Genomic DNA, 14,728 nt, shown 5'->3' with positions numbered 1-14,728 from the left:
CGGCAGAGGTTGGATTCGGGGTTCATTGGATCGGGACGGGCAGCGACAACTCGACATCGGCACTGCCGCGGGTCACGATCACCGTGCCCTGTTCGCCCAGTTTCTTCAGCCGGTAGCCTTCGGCGATCTCGTCGCCCGGCCGTACCGCGTCGCGCACGTCGCAGCGCGATCCGCACAGCAGGAACGTCTTGCCGATGCCTTCCAGCACGACGATGCGCTGGCCGCTCTCGCGCCACTCCCCGGCGATCTCGAACGGGACGGCGGCGGCCGGCGGCGCGTCGATCGGCGTGTCGAGCGACGGCGGTTCCGGTTCGGGTGCGGGTTCGGGCGCCGCGACCGGCGGCGGGTCGTCGCGCGCCGGCTCCGCGCCGAGCGACGCCCAGCTCTGCGCCGGGAAGACGTCGACGATCGGCGCCGGGCTGCCGCTCTCGTGCGCGGCGCTGCCGCCGGAGAGGCAAGCGGTGGCGACTGCGAGCGCCAGCGGGATCAGGACGGTGCGCATCATGTATCGGGCCCCAGCAGGCTGACCCGCAGGTCGGCGGTGACGGTGGCGCTGTCGATCCGGTCGCGCTCGATCGACACGCCCTCGATGCGCACCATCGGCTGGTCCGCGATCTCGCGCATCGCTTCGCGCAGCCCGACATAGCTGCCGCTCAGCGCGATGCTGATCGTGAGCCGGCGCAGCTTGCCCTTCATCTCGACTTCGCGGCGATACGTCGCGTGCTTGCGATCCATGCCGCGCTGCGACAGGATCTGGAAAATCGAGTACGCCTGCTCGCTGCTGCGCAGTTGCTGCACCTGCTGCAGCGTCATGCCGCCGGCGCCGGCCTGCTTGCCCGGCTTCGGCAGCGCGGCCAGCTCCGCCACGCGCGCCGAACGCTCGGCCTCGAGCCGCTCGTCGTCCGGCTGCAGGTGCAGCGCGTGAGCGCCGATCAGCGCGACGACCAGTCCGCCCGCGAGCAGCCCCGGCACGCCGAGCTTGGCGGTCGCCGCATAGGCGCCCCAGCGCAGCCGCGCGGCAAGCGCCGTCGTGTCGATTGCTTTCAGGTTCGTCATGGGTGTTCGATGCTCAGGCTGAAGTGAAAGATGTTCTTGCCGTCCTCCGCTTTCGTGCGGTGCTGCAGCAGGCCGATCTTGCGGTCCGGGTGACGGTCGTTCAGACGATCGACGAAGATGTAGATGTGCGACAACTCCGCCGCGCCGCCTTCGATGCGCGCCTCGCGGCCGGCCTTGTCGACCGTCAGCGACTTCAGCGCGATTTGCGGCGTCCATGCGTGCTCGATCCAGTCGACCACCGACAGCCCGGAGCCCGCGGCGCTCGTCTTCTGCTCGGCGAGCACGCGCTCGATGCGGCGCTGCTCCGGCGTCATGCTCTTCTGCCGGCGCTGCTCGCGCGCGATCGCGCGCTTGCGCTGGTCGATACGGCTTTCGAGGCGGTCGACGTCGTCGCGCAACTGGTCGACGCGCGACCACTCGCTCGCGGCGAATGCACCGGTGAGCAACGCGCAGCACAGCGCGACGGCCGCCCACGGCGTGACGCGCGTGCGAGGCGCCGCGAAATCCAGTTCGTCGACGCGCGTCATGCCGGTTCTCCGGATGCGCACACGGGTACGTCGCCCCACCCGTCGTCGAGCAGCGTGACGTCGTCCGCGGCCGGCGGCGCGCCGTCGAGCGCACTCGCGAACGCCGCGCCGGCCAGCGGCTGCCCGGCCATCAGCGCGGCGGCGGCGAACCAGTCGTCGAGCCGCCGGCCGCCCGCACGCGGCAGCGTGACCACGTCGGCCCACTCGCCAGCGCGACGAAACACGCAGGTGACGACGCGCGGCTGCAATAGTGCGTAGCGGCAGTCTTCCGCGCTCAGGCGGCCCGCATGCAGCGTGAGCGACGCCGACAGCGCATCGCGCACGCTGACGAGCCGCCAGCCGGTGGCGCGGCTCACGGTCGCGAGCGACGCGAGCAACGTGTCGCAGGCCGCCACCGCCAGACGTGCGCGGCCGTGCCGCGCGGCTTCGATACGGATGCGCAGCGCACCGCGCTGCGCGCGGGCGGCGAACAGCGCGCGCGCATAGCCGTCCCAGGCGGCGTCCGACACCAGCCCGTCCTGCCACGGCAGCACGACGCCATGCGTCCACGGATGGCCGACGACGATCCGCAGGCGGTTGCACATCGGCAGGCGCTGCTTCGGCAGGTCGCCCAGCACCCGCGCCAGCGCGTCGGCCGGCAGTCCGTCGTGCGCGACGACGATCTGCGGCGGGCCGGCGCGACGCACGCGCCAGCCGTCGCTCGTCCACACGCGCAGCGTGTCGGCGTCGAGCACCGCGACGGCGTTATTCCACGGCGATCGCACGCTGCACCTCCTGGAACGTCGTGAGCCTCGCGCGAATCGCCGCCAGCCCCGCGTCGCGCATCGACTGGTAGTCGGCGTTGTCCGCAAGCGCGCGCGTCCGCTTCTCGATCGAGCGTTCGAGCAACGCGACCTTCATCGCGGCGTCGAGCGTCAGCACTTCCGCGAGCCCGATCCGGCCGTGATAGCCGGTGCCGCGGCACGTCTCGCAGCCCGCGCCGGGCGCGACCACGCGCTTCAGCTCGTCGAGCGGCGCGTCGCGCAGGTCGGCGCCGTGCGCGGCGTCGCCGCAGTTCGCGCAGATCCGGCGTACCAGGCGCTGCGACACGACGCCGTTCAGCGCCTCGAGAAACGTCGACGGCTCCACGCCCATGTAGATGAACCGGTCGATCACGCTGAACCCGTCGTTCGCATGCACGGTCGACAGCACGCGGTGGCCGGTCAGCGCGGATTGCACGGCGATCGACGCGGTCTCCTCGTCGCGGATCTCGCCGACCATGACCGTGTCCGGATCGTGACGCAGGATCGAGCGCAGGCCGCGCGCGAACGTGAGCCCCTTGCGCTCGTTGACCGGAATCTGCAGCACGCCCTGCAGTTCGTATTCGACCGGGTCCTCGATCGTGATGATCTTGTCGTCGCCGGTGTTGACCTCCGACAGCACCGCGTACAGCGTCGTCGACTTGCCGCTGCCGGTCGGCCCCGTCACGAGCATCAGCCCGTACGGACGATGCGCGAGCGCGCGCACGCGCCGCGCCGTCGGCGCATCGAAGCCGAGCACGTCGAGGCTCACGCTGTCGCCGCGCTGCGACTTGTCGAGCACGCGCATCACCGCGTTTTCGCCATGGGTGCCGGGAATGATCGACACGCGGAAATCGATTTCGCGGCCCTGCATCACGACCTTGAAGCGGCCGTCCTGCGGCACGCGCTTCTCCGCGATGTCGAGCGCGGCGAGCACCTTGAGACGCGACAGCGTCTGCGCGGCCGCCTCGAGCCCCGGAATATGGCGGATCGACTGCAGCACGCCGTCGATCCGGTAGCGGATCGACAGGCCGTCCGGCACCGCTTCGAGATGAATGTCGCTGGCGCGGCTCTGCAGCGCGTCGTAGAGCGTCGTGTTGACGAGCCGGATGATCGGGCTTTCGTCCTTCGCGATGCTCGCGAGCGAGATCGACTCGATCGCCTGCGCGAGCGAATCGCCCTGCGTATCGATCGTCACGTCATCCATCAGCCGCTCGCTCGACTCGATGTCGCCGAGCAGCCGCTCGACCTCGCCCGGCGCGCTCATCGCCAGTTCGATCGGCCGCGTGCCGAAGCGCGCAAGCAGTTCGTCGCGCACGTGGCGGGCGAACGGATCGGCGACGACCACGCACGGCGCGCCGTCGAGTTCGACCGGCAGCACGCGCCAGGTCAGCGCGTCGTGCAGCGGCAGCAGGTCGAAGCGCGTGCGCGCCGCGCGCAGCGCATCCGCGTCGACCGCGCCGATGCCGAGGCAGGCGGCCGCCTGCGCGAGCAGCGCCGCATCGGCGGCCAGCAACCCGCCGACGTACTGCGCGAAATCGACGCCCGATGCGTCGGATTCCGACTGCCAGCGTTGAACGATGTGTTCCGTTTTCATTGAATTTTCTCCAGTTGGACAGTGGAATCGCGAACGCGTTGGCGCCCGGGCTATCCGACGCTGCCGGCCAATTCGAAGATCGGCATGTAGAGCAGCAGGACCACCGCGCCGACCGTTGCGCCCACCGCGAGCATCAGGACCGGTTCGAACACCTTGCTGAGCATCTCGATCGCGCGGTCGAGCGCGCCGTCGTGAAACTGCGCGATGTGCTCGCACATCCCGCCGAGGTCGCCGCTCTGTTCGCCCACGCGCAACAGCCGCTCGGCGACCGACGTCGTCAATCCATGCGCGGCGAGCACGGCCGCGACCGGCCGCCCTGCGCGCATCTCGGTCAGCGCGACGGCGAGCCGCGCGCGAAAGTGCTCGGGCAACACCTTGCCGGACAGCTCCAGCGCCACGATCGCCGGCGTGCCGCCCGCGATCAGCAGGCCGACGGTCCGGTAGAACCGCGTGAGCGCGAACAGCGCGCAGATGTCGCGCACTTTCGGCGCGCGCCACATCAGGCGCTGCACCGCACGCTTGAACGCGGCCGAGCGGAGCGCCAGCGCCGCGCCGACGAACGACGCAGCGACCGCGAGCCCGACCGCCATCCCGTTCTCGCGCAGCAGGTTCGCCCACCAGAGCATCGCGCGGGCCGTCGCAGGCAATGTGGCGAGCGATTCGAACACCACCGCGAAACGCGGGATCACGAAGAACGCCATGAACAGCAGGATCGCGATGCCCACGCCGATCACGACCGCCGGATAGATCAGCGCGCCGATCACGCGCTTGCGAACCTGTTCGATTCGCACTTCGTATTGCTGATAGCGCTTGAGGACGAGCGGCAACTGACCGCTGCCCTCCGACGATTCGATCGTCGCGACGAGCAGCGGCGGAAAAATGGCGGGCTGCTGCGCGAGCGCCTTCGACAACGGCTGCCCCTCGACCATCACCGCCAGGATCCGGTCGATCACGTGCTTCGCATCCCGGCCCGAATCCGCCTTGTCGCGCAGCGCCTCGAGCGCCTCGATCAGCACGAGGCCCGCGTCGAGCAGCGTCGACAATTCCTGCAGGAACAGCGCGAGCGCGAACTTCGGCGCCCGTCTACGACGCCCGAAACGGGCATCGCGCCGCACCTCGAGCACGACCGCGCCCTGCGCCGCGAAGCGCGCCCGCACGTCCGTCTCGCTTGCCGCTTCGACCGCCTGCTGCGTGACCTTGCCGGCGGCAAGCACGCGTACCCGAAACGCGTCCATCGCTACCTCCGCCAATCGTCGAGCAGCGCGAGGCTCGAGTCGCGATCGCTCGTCAGCGCGTGGTACACGCGCCAGACCTTGGTCGCATAAGCCTTGCGCGCGGGCTCCCGTTTCGTCGACGACCCGGCGTTGTACGCGCCGACTGCGTTCCACGTGTAGCCGTGCCGGTCGATGAATCCGGCGAGAATCGACGCGCCGGTGTCGATCGACGTGCACGGCTCGTCGATCAATCGCTTGTGCGTCACGCCGACCTTGACGAGACGCGGCAAATGCGAACTGTTGATCTGCATCAGCCCGATGTCGTAGGTGCCGTTCCGGTTCCAGTTCATCGCGCGCGGGTTCAACGCGGATTCCACTTTCGCGATCGCGACCAGCAGCAACGGATCGATGCCGTGACGATCGCCCGCCCGGGTCCAGCAATCCTTGGCCGCGGCGCCGGACGCGCAGGCGGCGAACAGCGCCACCCCCGCGATCCAGCGGCGCGGACCCTTACATGTCATAGACGAGGTCCGCATCGAGACCACTCCCGCCGACACGACCGTCCCGTCCGAGCGACACGATCTCCGCCTCGCCTTCGCGGCCCGGCACGTTCCATTGGTAGGCGCGGCCCCAGCCGTCCTTCGGCACCGCCTTCGCGAGGTACGGACCGTTCCAGCCGTCGCTGCCTTGCGGCTGCGCGACCAGCGAGTCGAGCCCTTCGTCGGCCGTCGGATAGCGGCCCGTGTCGAGCCGGAATTGCGTGACCGCGTCGCCCAGCGTCTTCATCTGCGCTTCGGTCGACTTGACCTTGGCCTTGTCGACCTGCGAGAACAGCTTCGGACCGACATAGCCGGCCAGCAGCGCGATGATCAGCAGCACGACCAGCAGCTCCAGCAGCGTAAAGCCCTGCTGGCCGCGGCGCGTTGCCCATTTCCGGTAGTTCTGTTTCACGTCGTTTGCCCTCTGTAGAGATCCCGGCACGGCGTCGCGGCCGGGGGCCGTCGTGTTGCAGACGGCAGGTGAGTGAGGCGCTTTCGGAGAGGTGGTTCGATTGAAGGAAAGCGCCGATCGATGAGGTCATTTTCCCGGGGGAAGGGAAGCGTCACCACCTTCATCAACGAAATATCAAAAACGGTTTTGAATCGGCCGACTCGCGACCGCGCGTCAGCAAAAAAGCCGCGCGCATGGCTGCGCGCGGCTCACGTCATCTCCTTGTCAGGTCGTTACTTGCTGCAGGCGCCCAGGTCCTTCCACACCTTGCCGGTATGGTCGGCGCCCGTCGATGCCGGATCGCCCGGGACCTCGTTCTGGGTCCACCAGCGCGCCTCGTACGTGCGGCCGTTGTGCTGCACCTTCGCACCGCCCGTGTAGGCCGTCCCCTGCTTCCAGGCAGCCTGGCACTGAGCGCCTTCGCCGCCCGATTCGCCGGTCAGCTTGAACGTGGTGGTTTCCTGCTTCAGCGTGCCGCCCTCGATCTGCGACGTCGCCACGGCCGTGTGGTCGCCCGCCTTCGCGTTCGCGATATCGACGTTCACGTCGCCCTGCATGCGCATCGTCGACGACTTCGAGCCGACCAGCGAGTTCGCCGCGTCGTAGACCTTCACCGTGACGTTCGTGTCCTTGGTGTGATTGAACTTCAGGAAGAACTTCGCGGTCGCCTTGCCGTTCTGGATCTTGAACTCGCCGTTGTTCGAAATGCTGAAGCCTTCGTCGAGGCCGCCTTCCGGCTGGTGATCGATCGTCGTCTCGGTGCGCACGATGCCGCTGGTGCTCTTCGAGAACACGTCGTTCTTGCCAAGCGCGGGCTCGATGCGGCCGTCGCGCTCGACGCCGGCGATCAGGTTCGCCGCCTGCGTGCGGTTGATTTCCTTCGCGAGCAGCATCGGCCACATGTTGCGTTCGCCCTGCTGCGCGGAGCCGATCGTCACCGTGGTCTTCATCGACGGCACTTCGCCGCCCGACTTGAACACGCGGTTCGTGACCTTGTCGCCAGTCTTCAGGTCCATCGTCGGCGCGATGCTGCCGACGTTCGACCAGTTCGGCTTGCCCGGATCGGTCGGGCCGCCGGCGTCGGTGATGTTCAGGTCGGCCACGTTATAGAACATGCCGGCCGTATCGCCGACGTGCCACGTCGTCAGCATCACGTGATGGCCCTTCTTGTCCGACGGGATCGTGCAGCCGTGCGGGCCGATCTCGTCGGCTTTTTTCATCCCGCCGTCGATCGTGCAGAACGGCGTCAGGTCGAACTGCTCGCGCGTGAGCTTCGCGTTCGGATTCCAGCCCTGCTTCGTCAGGTAGTACTTGAATTCCTTCGTCACGTGCGGCGCGGTGAACGTCCACTTGAACTTCTGCGCGCCCGGCTTGATGTCGGTGATCTTCCAGCGATCGACCGACTGCTCGTTGAGCTCGCTGAACTGCGTCACGCCGCCGCTCGCGATCTCGCCGTCCGGCGCGCCGGCTGCCGGGAAACCCTGCTTGCCTTCGATGCTTTGCGGTTCGTAGGTGACCGAACCGCAGTTGAAGTTTTCGACCTTGCCCGCCTTCGAACTGCACAGCAGGCCGCGCGACGGCGGCTCCGACAGGTAGCCGTGGGCAAACGCGGCTTGCGCGAAGAACATCGACGCGCAGGCTACGAGCGGCGACAGGGTAAAGAGGGTCTTTTTGGCTGATCGGGTTCTCATCTGATTCCGTTGGGTTGAGCGTTGAATGGAGTTGCCTCGTTAAGCGAATCGCGAACGATCCGCCGGAATGTGCGTGACGTATGTCCTGCTGACGAAACGCTGGGTGCAGTATCGTCAGGCGCCGCGCTTCGGCGTACCTTCCTGAACGATCTCTCAAAGAATCGTCGCCCCCAGCCCGCCCGCTTTTAGATTGCGTTGAGAATCGTTGCCGCCATGCCGCCCTCGAAAAAGAATGTGCTCGCTTTCCCGCACTTTCTTTCAACACCCGGATGGATGGTTATCAAATTGAAATCGCATAAACGCACTCCCGACATCGTGATCCGCCGCCGCTCCCTGCGTCGTGCGCACGTTGCCTATGCCGCGCTCGCCGCGGCCAGCGCGCTGAGCTTCGCGAACGCCGCGCTGGCCGCGCCCGGCAAGCCCAGCCTGAAGCAGTACGAAATCACGTCGCAGCCGCACGGCTTCGTCGAGATCGACATGCAGAAGGCCGGCGTCGCGCCGTACAAGGACATCGTCAAGCTGAACAAGAAGGTCGACGTGCCGCTACCGTTCGACATCTGGAGCAACGGCACCGCGGTGAAGGCGGTCGCGGTGGTCAACGGTGTCGTCGATCCGGCGTCCGAGGTCCGGATGACGCCCGGCGGCACGCAAAGCGGCCAGGTCGTCGCGAACGTGAAGACGCCCGGCGTAAAGAAGATGCAGGTTCGCGTGATCGACGCCAACGGCGCCTCGACCGACAGCGCGCCGCTCGACGTGGTCGTGTTCGACACGATTCCCGAACTGGCGGACGACCTGCCGAACAACGCGAGCAAGACCCACAAGCCGTATGCGAACACGTCCGGCTCGGTGGTCGGCACCTACTTCGCGACCTGGTCGATCTACGATCGCAAGTTCAACGTCGACAACGTGCCGGTCGAGAACCTCACGCACATGCTGTACGGCTTCATCCCGATCTGCGGCGGCGCGGACGTGAACGCGTCGCTCGCGAAGGACCTGCCGGGCTCGTTCAACACGCTGATGCAAAGCTGCAAGGGCCTGCCCGACTACAGCGTCGCGATCCACGACACGTACGGCGAAATGGCCAAGGCGCTGCCGGGCCAGACCGCGAATTCGAAGCTCAAGGGCGTGCTCGGCCAGATGATGGCCGCGAAGAAGCGCAACCCGAACCTGAAGATCCTGCCGTCGATCGGCGGCTGGACGCTATCCGACCCGTTCTTCCAGATGCACGATCCGGCGAAGCGCAAGGTGTTCGTCGATTCGACCGAACAACTGCTGCGCACGTGGAAGTTCTTCGACGGCGTCGACATCGACTGGGAATTCCCCGGCGGCAAGGGCGTGAATCCGTCGCTCGGCGATCCGGTGAAGGACGGCCCGCTGTATGTGACGCTGATGAAGGAACTGCGGCAGATGCTCGACAAGCTGTCGCAGGAAACCGGCAAGACCTACGAGCTGACGTCGGCGATCGGCGCGGGCAAGGACAAGATCGACGTGGTGAACTACAAGGAAGCCACGAAGTACATGGACTACATCTTCGACATGACGTACGACTTCTACGGTGCGTTCAGTCTGACGGAGCTGGGCCATCAAACCGCGCTGTACGCACCGGACTGGAAGCCCGACACCGCGTACACGACGCACAACTCGATCAAGGCGCTGCTCGCGCAGGGCGTCGATCCGAAAAAGCTCGTGGTCGGCGCGGCGGCGTATGCGCGCGGCTGGAACGGCGTGCACGGCTATGCCGACGGCAATCCGTTCACCGGCACGGCGACGGGCCCGCACAAGGGCCAGTGGGAGCCGGGCATCCTCGACTACAAGAAGCTCAAGGCGGAGATGATCGGGCCGAACAACGCCGGCATCAACGGCTACGAATACCACTACGACCAGACGGCCGAAGCGCCGTACGTGTTCAACAAGAGCACCGGCGAACTCCTCACGTTCGACGACGAGCGTTCGGTCCTCGCCAAGGGCGACTACGTGCGTGCGCATCAGTTGGGCGGCCTGTTCTCGTGGGAAATCGACGCGGACAACGGCGACATCCTGAACGCGATGCACAAGGGCCTCGGCCACGGCGACGAAGGCGGCGGCGGTGCCGAAAACCATCCGCCGGTCGCGAACGCAGGCGCCGACATGACGGTGACCGGGCCGCAGACGGTGACGCTCGATGCGTCGAAGTCGCGCGACCCCGACGGCGACAAGCTGAGCTTCAAGTGGGAACAGGTCGGCGGCGATCCGCTGAAGCTCGTCAATGCGACGAGCGCGACCGCGAGCGTCGACGTGCCGTCGGTCAAACAGGACACGAAGTACACGTTCCGCGTGACGGTCACCGATCCGGCCGGGCTGAAGGATACGGCGCAGGTGGTCGTGACCGCGCAGGCGGACGCGACGGTCGAGCCGCCGCCCGCCGAGAACCGTCCGCCGGTCGCGCACCTCGGCGGCCCGGCAACGGCTGAAGCCGGCCAGGCCGTGACGCTGTCGGCCGCGAAGTCGACCGACCCGGACGGCGACAAGCTGAGCTTCAAGTGGAACGTCCCGACCGGCATCAACGCAACGCCGAGCGGCGCGACGTTGAACTTCTCCGCGCCCGAACTCGCGAAGGACCAGTCGTTCACGTTCTCGGTCACCGTCAGCGACGGCAAGCTGTCGAGCAGCGCCAAACATACGGTCCTCGTGAAGGCGAAGGATGCGGGTGGCGGTAACGGCGGTGGCGAAGGCGGCGGCAATGGCGGCGGCGAGTACCCGGCATACAAGGCCGGTACGCAATACAACGCTGGCGACATCGTGTCGAACCTCGGCAAGCTGTACCAGTGCAAGCCGTTCCCGTACAGCGGCTGGTGCTCCGGCGCGCCGGCGGCATACGAACCGGGCAAGGGCTTCGCGTGGAACGACGCGTGGACGCTCCATGGTGACGGCGGCAACGGTGGCGGCGAAGGCGGCGGCAACGGCGGCGGCGAAGGCGGCGGCAACGGCGGCGGCGAAGGCGGCGGCGACCACCCGCAGTACAAGGAAGGGACGAAGTACAACGCCGGCGACGTCGTCTCCAACAACGGCAAGCTGTACCGCTGCAAGCCGTTCCCGTACACCAACTGGTGCTCGATGGCGGCCTGGGCTTACGAGCCGGGCAAGGGCACCGCATGGGACCAGGCGTGGGAGGAACACAAGGAGTAAGACCGACGACGTGCCAGGTCCGGCCGGCCGCGCCATCGCGGCGCCCCGGCCGATGTGAAACCCGCGTCCAACGACGCACAACGGCAAATGCCTGAATCGCCCCCGCCTCGTGCGGGGGCGTTTTCGTTTCGGGACCGGGCGATGCGCGGCCGTTTCAGGCGTCGGTCTCCCGTGTCGGCTTCCGGCGCTTGCCGTGCCGCCGCGCGTGCATCCGTACGCCGCAGGATCAGCCTGCAAACGCGCCGGATGGTGCGCGCGATGGCCGACAGGGCCGGGCCGCCGGATCGTCATCGCCTGGCGGCATTCGCGGCCTCGCCGTCGTGCGGTAAGCGGTAGGCGGTACGACAGCAAGACGCACGCAACCCTTTCACGCTTCCTTCCGCCCGAGCCGGGCACACGTGACGTCATTCGACACGCTGTCCGGGCCTCGGTATTCGTCGTCGTGACGAATGCCCCGCCGAAACGCAAAAAGGCCGGACCCGCGCGGCACGGGATCCGGCCTTTCATCGATCGGGTTTCAATCCTCGCCCGGCTTCGGCAAAGCGCACGCCCGCGCTGCCGTTCCGGTACCCGGCGGTTACGCGTCTTCGAGCATTTGCGCTGCGGTTCTCGGCAAGCGTACGGTAAAGCGGCTGCCCTGCCCCGGCGCCGACGTCACCTCGACCGATCCCCCGTGGCGCTCGATCACTGCCTTCACGAACGGCAGCCCGAGGCCGACACCGCCACTTGCGTCGCGATACATGCCGTCGACCTGAAAGAACGGTTCGAACAGCCGCGGCATCGCGTCGGCCGGAATGCCGATCCCCTGGTCCTGCACCGCGACCGAAACCTGCCGGTCGTCGGCATCGATCCACACGTCGACCACCGTGTCCTCGGCCGAGTACTTGATCGCGTTGTCGAGCAGATTGGTCAACGCGCGCAGCAGCATGTCGCGATTGCCGAGGACGAACGCGTCGTCACCCTCGTAATGCGGGCCCTCGACGCGGATGCGCTTCCCGTTCGCGCTGTGCCAGACATGATCGACCGCTTCCGTCGCGAGGTCGCTCGCCGACATCGGCACGTAGGCATGCGTGTCAAGGTGCTCGGCGCGCGACAACTGCGTGAAATCCTGGGCGACGCGCAGGCTGTAGTCGACGAGCTTGTGCAGGTCGGCCAGGAAACCCTCGTCGCTCGCGCCATCGGCCTGGTTGCGCTCCTCGAGCAGCGAGAGCACCGTCGACAGCGGGTTGCGCAGATCGTGCGCCATGTGCCGCAGCGTCCGCCGGTCGCTTTCGACCGCGGCCTTGATGTTGTGGATATCGACGAGGCAGATCATGCTCGCGGTCGAACTGTGCCGTTCGCCATCGCCGAACGGCGTCACCATCACCATCTGCGTGCGCCCGTTCAGCGCCAGCTCGGCCGAATGGATCTTGCCGCTCGCCTTCGCGGTCAGCACTTCGTCGCGCACGATCGACAGCACGCGCCGTACCGCCGCGTCGCCGTCGGCGTCGAGCGCCGCCAGCATCGCGCGGCCGCGTGCGTTGCACATCAGCATCTCGCCACGCTGTTCGACGAAGATCGGATACGGCAGCGTCTCGATCATGTCGACATACGCCGTCCGCCATTCGCGAATGCGCTGCATCGCGAGGTCGACTTCATCCGTCGTCGGCAGCCCGCTGTCCGCGCCGGCCGCGGGCGGCAAGCCGACGAACGCGTGCTGGCCGGCCAGCCCGCGCAGCATCCCGTATTCGCTCAGCAGGAACGCCCGCAGGCTGCCGGCGCGCCGCCAGCCGCATATCGCGAAAATCAATACGCACACGGCAAGCAACGGTCCGATCGGCGTCCAGTACGACCCATGTACGAGCAGCAGCATTTCGGCGGCGACGAACGCGGCCAGCCACCCGATCGCGAATGCATACATGCGCCAGCCCGGCACCAGCAGGCAGATCAGCAGCATCCCCGTCGCGACCGCGATGCTGACGGCGATCTGGATCGCGATCGGCTCGCGCCACAGGATCTGGCCGTCGACCAGCGCCTGCGTCACCAGCGCATCCACCTCGACGCGACGCAGCCGTCCGCCCGCCGACGTCGACAGGTCGTAGACGCCGGAGAGATCGGACATCGCGTCGCCGACGAAGACGATGCGGCCGCGCCACGCCGACTCGGGGATCCGCCCCTTCAGCACATCGACGTACGAATAGCGGTCGAGATCGAAGCGCGCCGGCAGGAGCAACGCGAGCGAGCTCGCTTCGACATGGCCCATCCTGGACACGTGATCCTGCACGTGAAGGCGCACGTCGCCGGCCGGCAGCGACCTCCCCGCGACACGAATCGCCTCCAGCGCGACATGCGACAGTTCGCGGTCCGAATCGCCGGCCCGGACGTACGGCACGATGCCCTGCACCAGATGGTCGCTGCCGAGCACGACGCTGCGCTGGCCGACGGCCGCCGCCGCGCCGCGCAACCGCGGCGCGGGCAGCAGCACGGTGTCGGCGCGCGTGCCCTCCGGCGACACGTGGGCGGGCAGCACGACGCGCCCGTGCCGGGCCAGCGCAGCCACGAGCGCGTCGTCGCCGCGCGCCGGGCCGAACATCGTCATGTCGAGCACGACGCTCGATGCGCCGCCCAGACGATCGAGCACTTGCGCATAGGCGGCTCGCGTATAACTTGCATCGCCCCCCAGTTCGGCGACCGTCTTCTTGTCGATCGAGATGACGACGACATCGTCGCGCGCGCCGTAATCGACGCCGGTCGTGACCAGATTCCAGTACAGACGGTCGAGCGGAGACAGCAAGGTCTCGGCCGCCGGCGTACAGCTGAGCACCGCCAGCAATGCAACGCCGGCCGACAGCGGCCAGACGGCGGGCCGCACGGACGTCGCGATTCTCCAGACTCGATTGAGCCAGTCAGGCATGGGATGGCATTCCGCGTTATTGTTTTATTTGCCCGAGTTCGATGGTGCGCATTTCCTGAATTGTCTTGCGGCGGATCGTCCGCATTCTTCGTCGCACTGGCGATCCCGCCGCGCGACTACCGCGCAGGCGGGCTCGGGTTCCTCAACACACAACCGCGCCGCATTCGGCTGCCGGTTACCAGACCGACATGTTGCTCGAATCGCTTTGATTTTTTTCAAGTTCCAGATTCAATTATCTCTTGTCCCATAGGATTTATCCGCACTTTAGTACTTGTCTTATCCCTCGAAATCAAGCGTGCTGCCCACGACGAGGACGGACGGCAACGCTCCGCCGTTGTCTGCGCAACGGGACGACGGGTCGCGGGCCGGTTCGCGTCGATACAGGGCCATCGCGCCGCAGTTTCGTCGTGCAACGGCGCGGTCCGATCCGTCGAGGTGCCGGCGGCTATCGAGCGCGAACGAATATTTTTGGTGGGTTCCAGTGGAATTGTGTTGACAGCCACTTCGGACCCGCTATAATTTCGGTCTTTCGCATCGCAGCAAGCGAAACGTGCCCAGGTGGCGGAATTGGTAGACGCACTAGGTTCAGGTCCTAGCGGTGGCAACATCGTGGAGGTTCGAGTCCTCTCCTGGGCACCATCTGTATTTAAAAAGGTCGGCTTTCAGCCGGCCTTTTTCATTTCGGCACTTCCATCGCGACTGCCCGTCTTCGCCCCTTATGTCGGCCGCTCCGATCGATAGCAGAATTTATCGGTTATCAATCCCCCTCCCCGTTGTTACGTTAGCCGCCTCGCTTTCAACGCATCCAACGAGGAG

Annotated in this window: 11 protein-coding genes and 1 tRNA gene; 2 read left to right on the top strand and 10 right to left on the bottom strand. The window is 67.0% G+C overall.

Going from position 1 to position 14,728, the window contains the following annotated elements:
* Positions 1 to 22 precede the first annotated feature (22 nt).
* The 9 genes from JYG37_RS09750 to gbpA all read right to left on the bottom strand — a co-directional run bounded on the left by JYG37_RS09750 (position 23) and on the right by gbpA (position 7,854).
* Positions 23 to 505 (bottom strand): hypothetical protein, encoded by a 483-nt coding sequence (locus JYG37_RS09750; protein WP_050012532.1) that lies wholly within the window; start codon positions 503 to 505, stop codon positions 23 to 25.
* Positions 502 to 1,056: a hypothetical protein gene (locus tag JYG37_RS09745; RefSeq protein WP_050012531.1), complete on the bottom strand. Its 555-nt coding sequence runs from the start codon at positions 1,054 to 1,056 to the stop codon at positions 502 to 504. Before JYG37_RS09745 ends, JYG37_RS09750 begins: the two co-directional genes overlap by 4 nt.
* Positions 1,053 to 1,583: a hypothetical protein gene (locus JYG37_RS09740; RefSeq protein WP_213346052.1), complete on the bottom strand. Its 531-nt coding sequence runs from the start codon at positions 1,581 to 1,583 to the stop codon at positions 1,053 to 1,055. The genes JYG37_RS09745 and JYG37_RS09740 overlap by 4 nt, the downstream gene beginning before the upstream one ends.
* Positions 1,580 to 2,347 carry a hypothetical protein gene (locus JYG37_RS09735; RefSeq protein WP_235356171.1) on the bottom strand — a complete coding sequence of 256 codons (768 nt, stop codon included), beginning with the start codon at positions 2,345 to 2,347 and terminating at the stop codon, positions 1,580 to 1,582. The genes JYG37_RS09740 and JYG37_RS09735 overlap by 4 nt, the downstream gene beginning before the upstream one ends.
* Entirely contained in the window at positions 2,328 to 3,959 is a 1,632-nt protein-coding gene (locus JYG37_RS09730) for a GspE/PulE family protein (RefSeq protein ID WP_050012529.1), read from the bottom strand. The genes JYG37_RS09735 and JYG37_RS09730 overlap by 20 nt, the downstream gene beginning before the upstream one ends.
* Positions 3,960 to 4,009: 50 nt before the next feature.
* Positions 4,010 to 5,194, bottom strand: coding sequence for a type II secretion system F family protein (locus JYG37_RS09725; RefSeq protein WP_050012528.1), 1,185 nt, complete (start codon positions 5,192 to 5,194; stop codon positions 4,010 to 4,012).
* Positions 5,195 to 5,196: 2 nt separating this feature from the next.
* The gene (locus JYG37_RS09720; RefSeq protein ID WP_050012687.1) at positions 5,197 to 5,709 is read right to left on the bottom strand and encodes a lytic transglycosylase domain-containing protein; all 513 of its coding nucleotides are present in this window, start codon (positions 5,707 to 5,709) and stop codon (positions 5,197 to 5,199) included.
* Positions 5,684 to 6,124, bottom strand: a complete 441-nt coding sequence (gspG, locus tag JYG37_RS09715) for a type II secretion system major pseudopilin GspG (RefSeq protein ID WP_050012527.1) — start codon at positions 6,122 to 6,124, stop codon at positions 5,684 to 5,686. Before gspG ends, JYG37_RS09720 begins: the two co-directional genes overlap by 26 nt.
* Before the next feature lie 272 nt (positions 6,125 to 6,396).
* A complete protein-coding gene (gbpA, locus tag JYG37_RS09710) occupies positions 6,397 to 7,854 on the bottom strand; it encodes an N-acetylglucosamine-binding protein GbpA (RefSeq protein WP_050012526.1) in 1,458 nt (485 codons plus the stop codon).
* A gap of 285 nt (positions 7,855 to 8,139) precedes the next feature.
* On the opposite strand from gbpA, the gene JYG37_RS09705 reads away from it, so the two are divergent.
* The gene (locus JYG37_RS09705; RefSeq protein WP_249746038.1) at positions 8,140 to 11,019 is read left to right on the top strand and encodes a glycosyl hydrolase family 18 protein; all 2,880 of its coding nucleotides are present in this window, start codon (positions 8,140 to 8,142) and stop codon (positions 11,017 to 11,019) included.
* Between the two features lie 577 nt (positions 11,020 to 11,596).
* On the opposite strand, the gene JYG37_RS09700 is transcribed toward JYG37_RS09705, so the two are convergent.
* The gene (locus tag JYG37_RS09700) at positions 11,597 to 13,912 is read right to left on the bottom strand and encodes an ATP-binding protein (RefSeq protein ID WP_124630426.1); all 2,316 of its coding nucleotides are present in this window, start codon (positions 13,910 to 13,912) and stop codon (positions 11,597 to 11,599) included.
* A 552-nt stretch (positions 13,913 to 14,464) separates the two neighbouring features.
* Between JYG37_RS09700 and JYG37_RS09695 the strand changes: the two genes are divergently transcribed.
* Positions 14,465 to 14,551 (top strand) — tRNA-Leu (locus JYG37_RS09695).
* Positions 14,552 to 14,728: the final 177 nt, after the last annotated feature.

Source organism: Burkholderia sp. LAS2 (assembly GCF_018417615.1).
Classification (GTDB): Bacteria; Pseudomonadota; Gammaproteobacteria; order Burkholderiales; family Burkholderiaceae; genus Burkholderia; species Burkholderia sola.
Note: the sequence above shows the minus strand (reverse complement) of the source record. Positions and strands in the feature narration are given on the sequence as shown.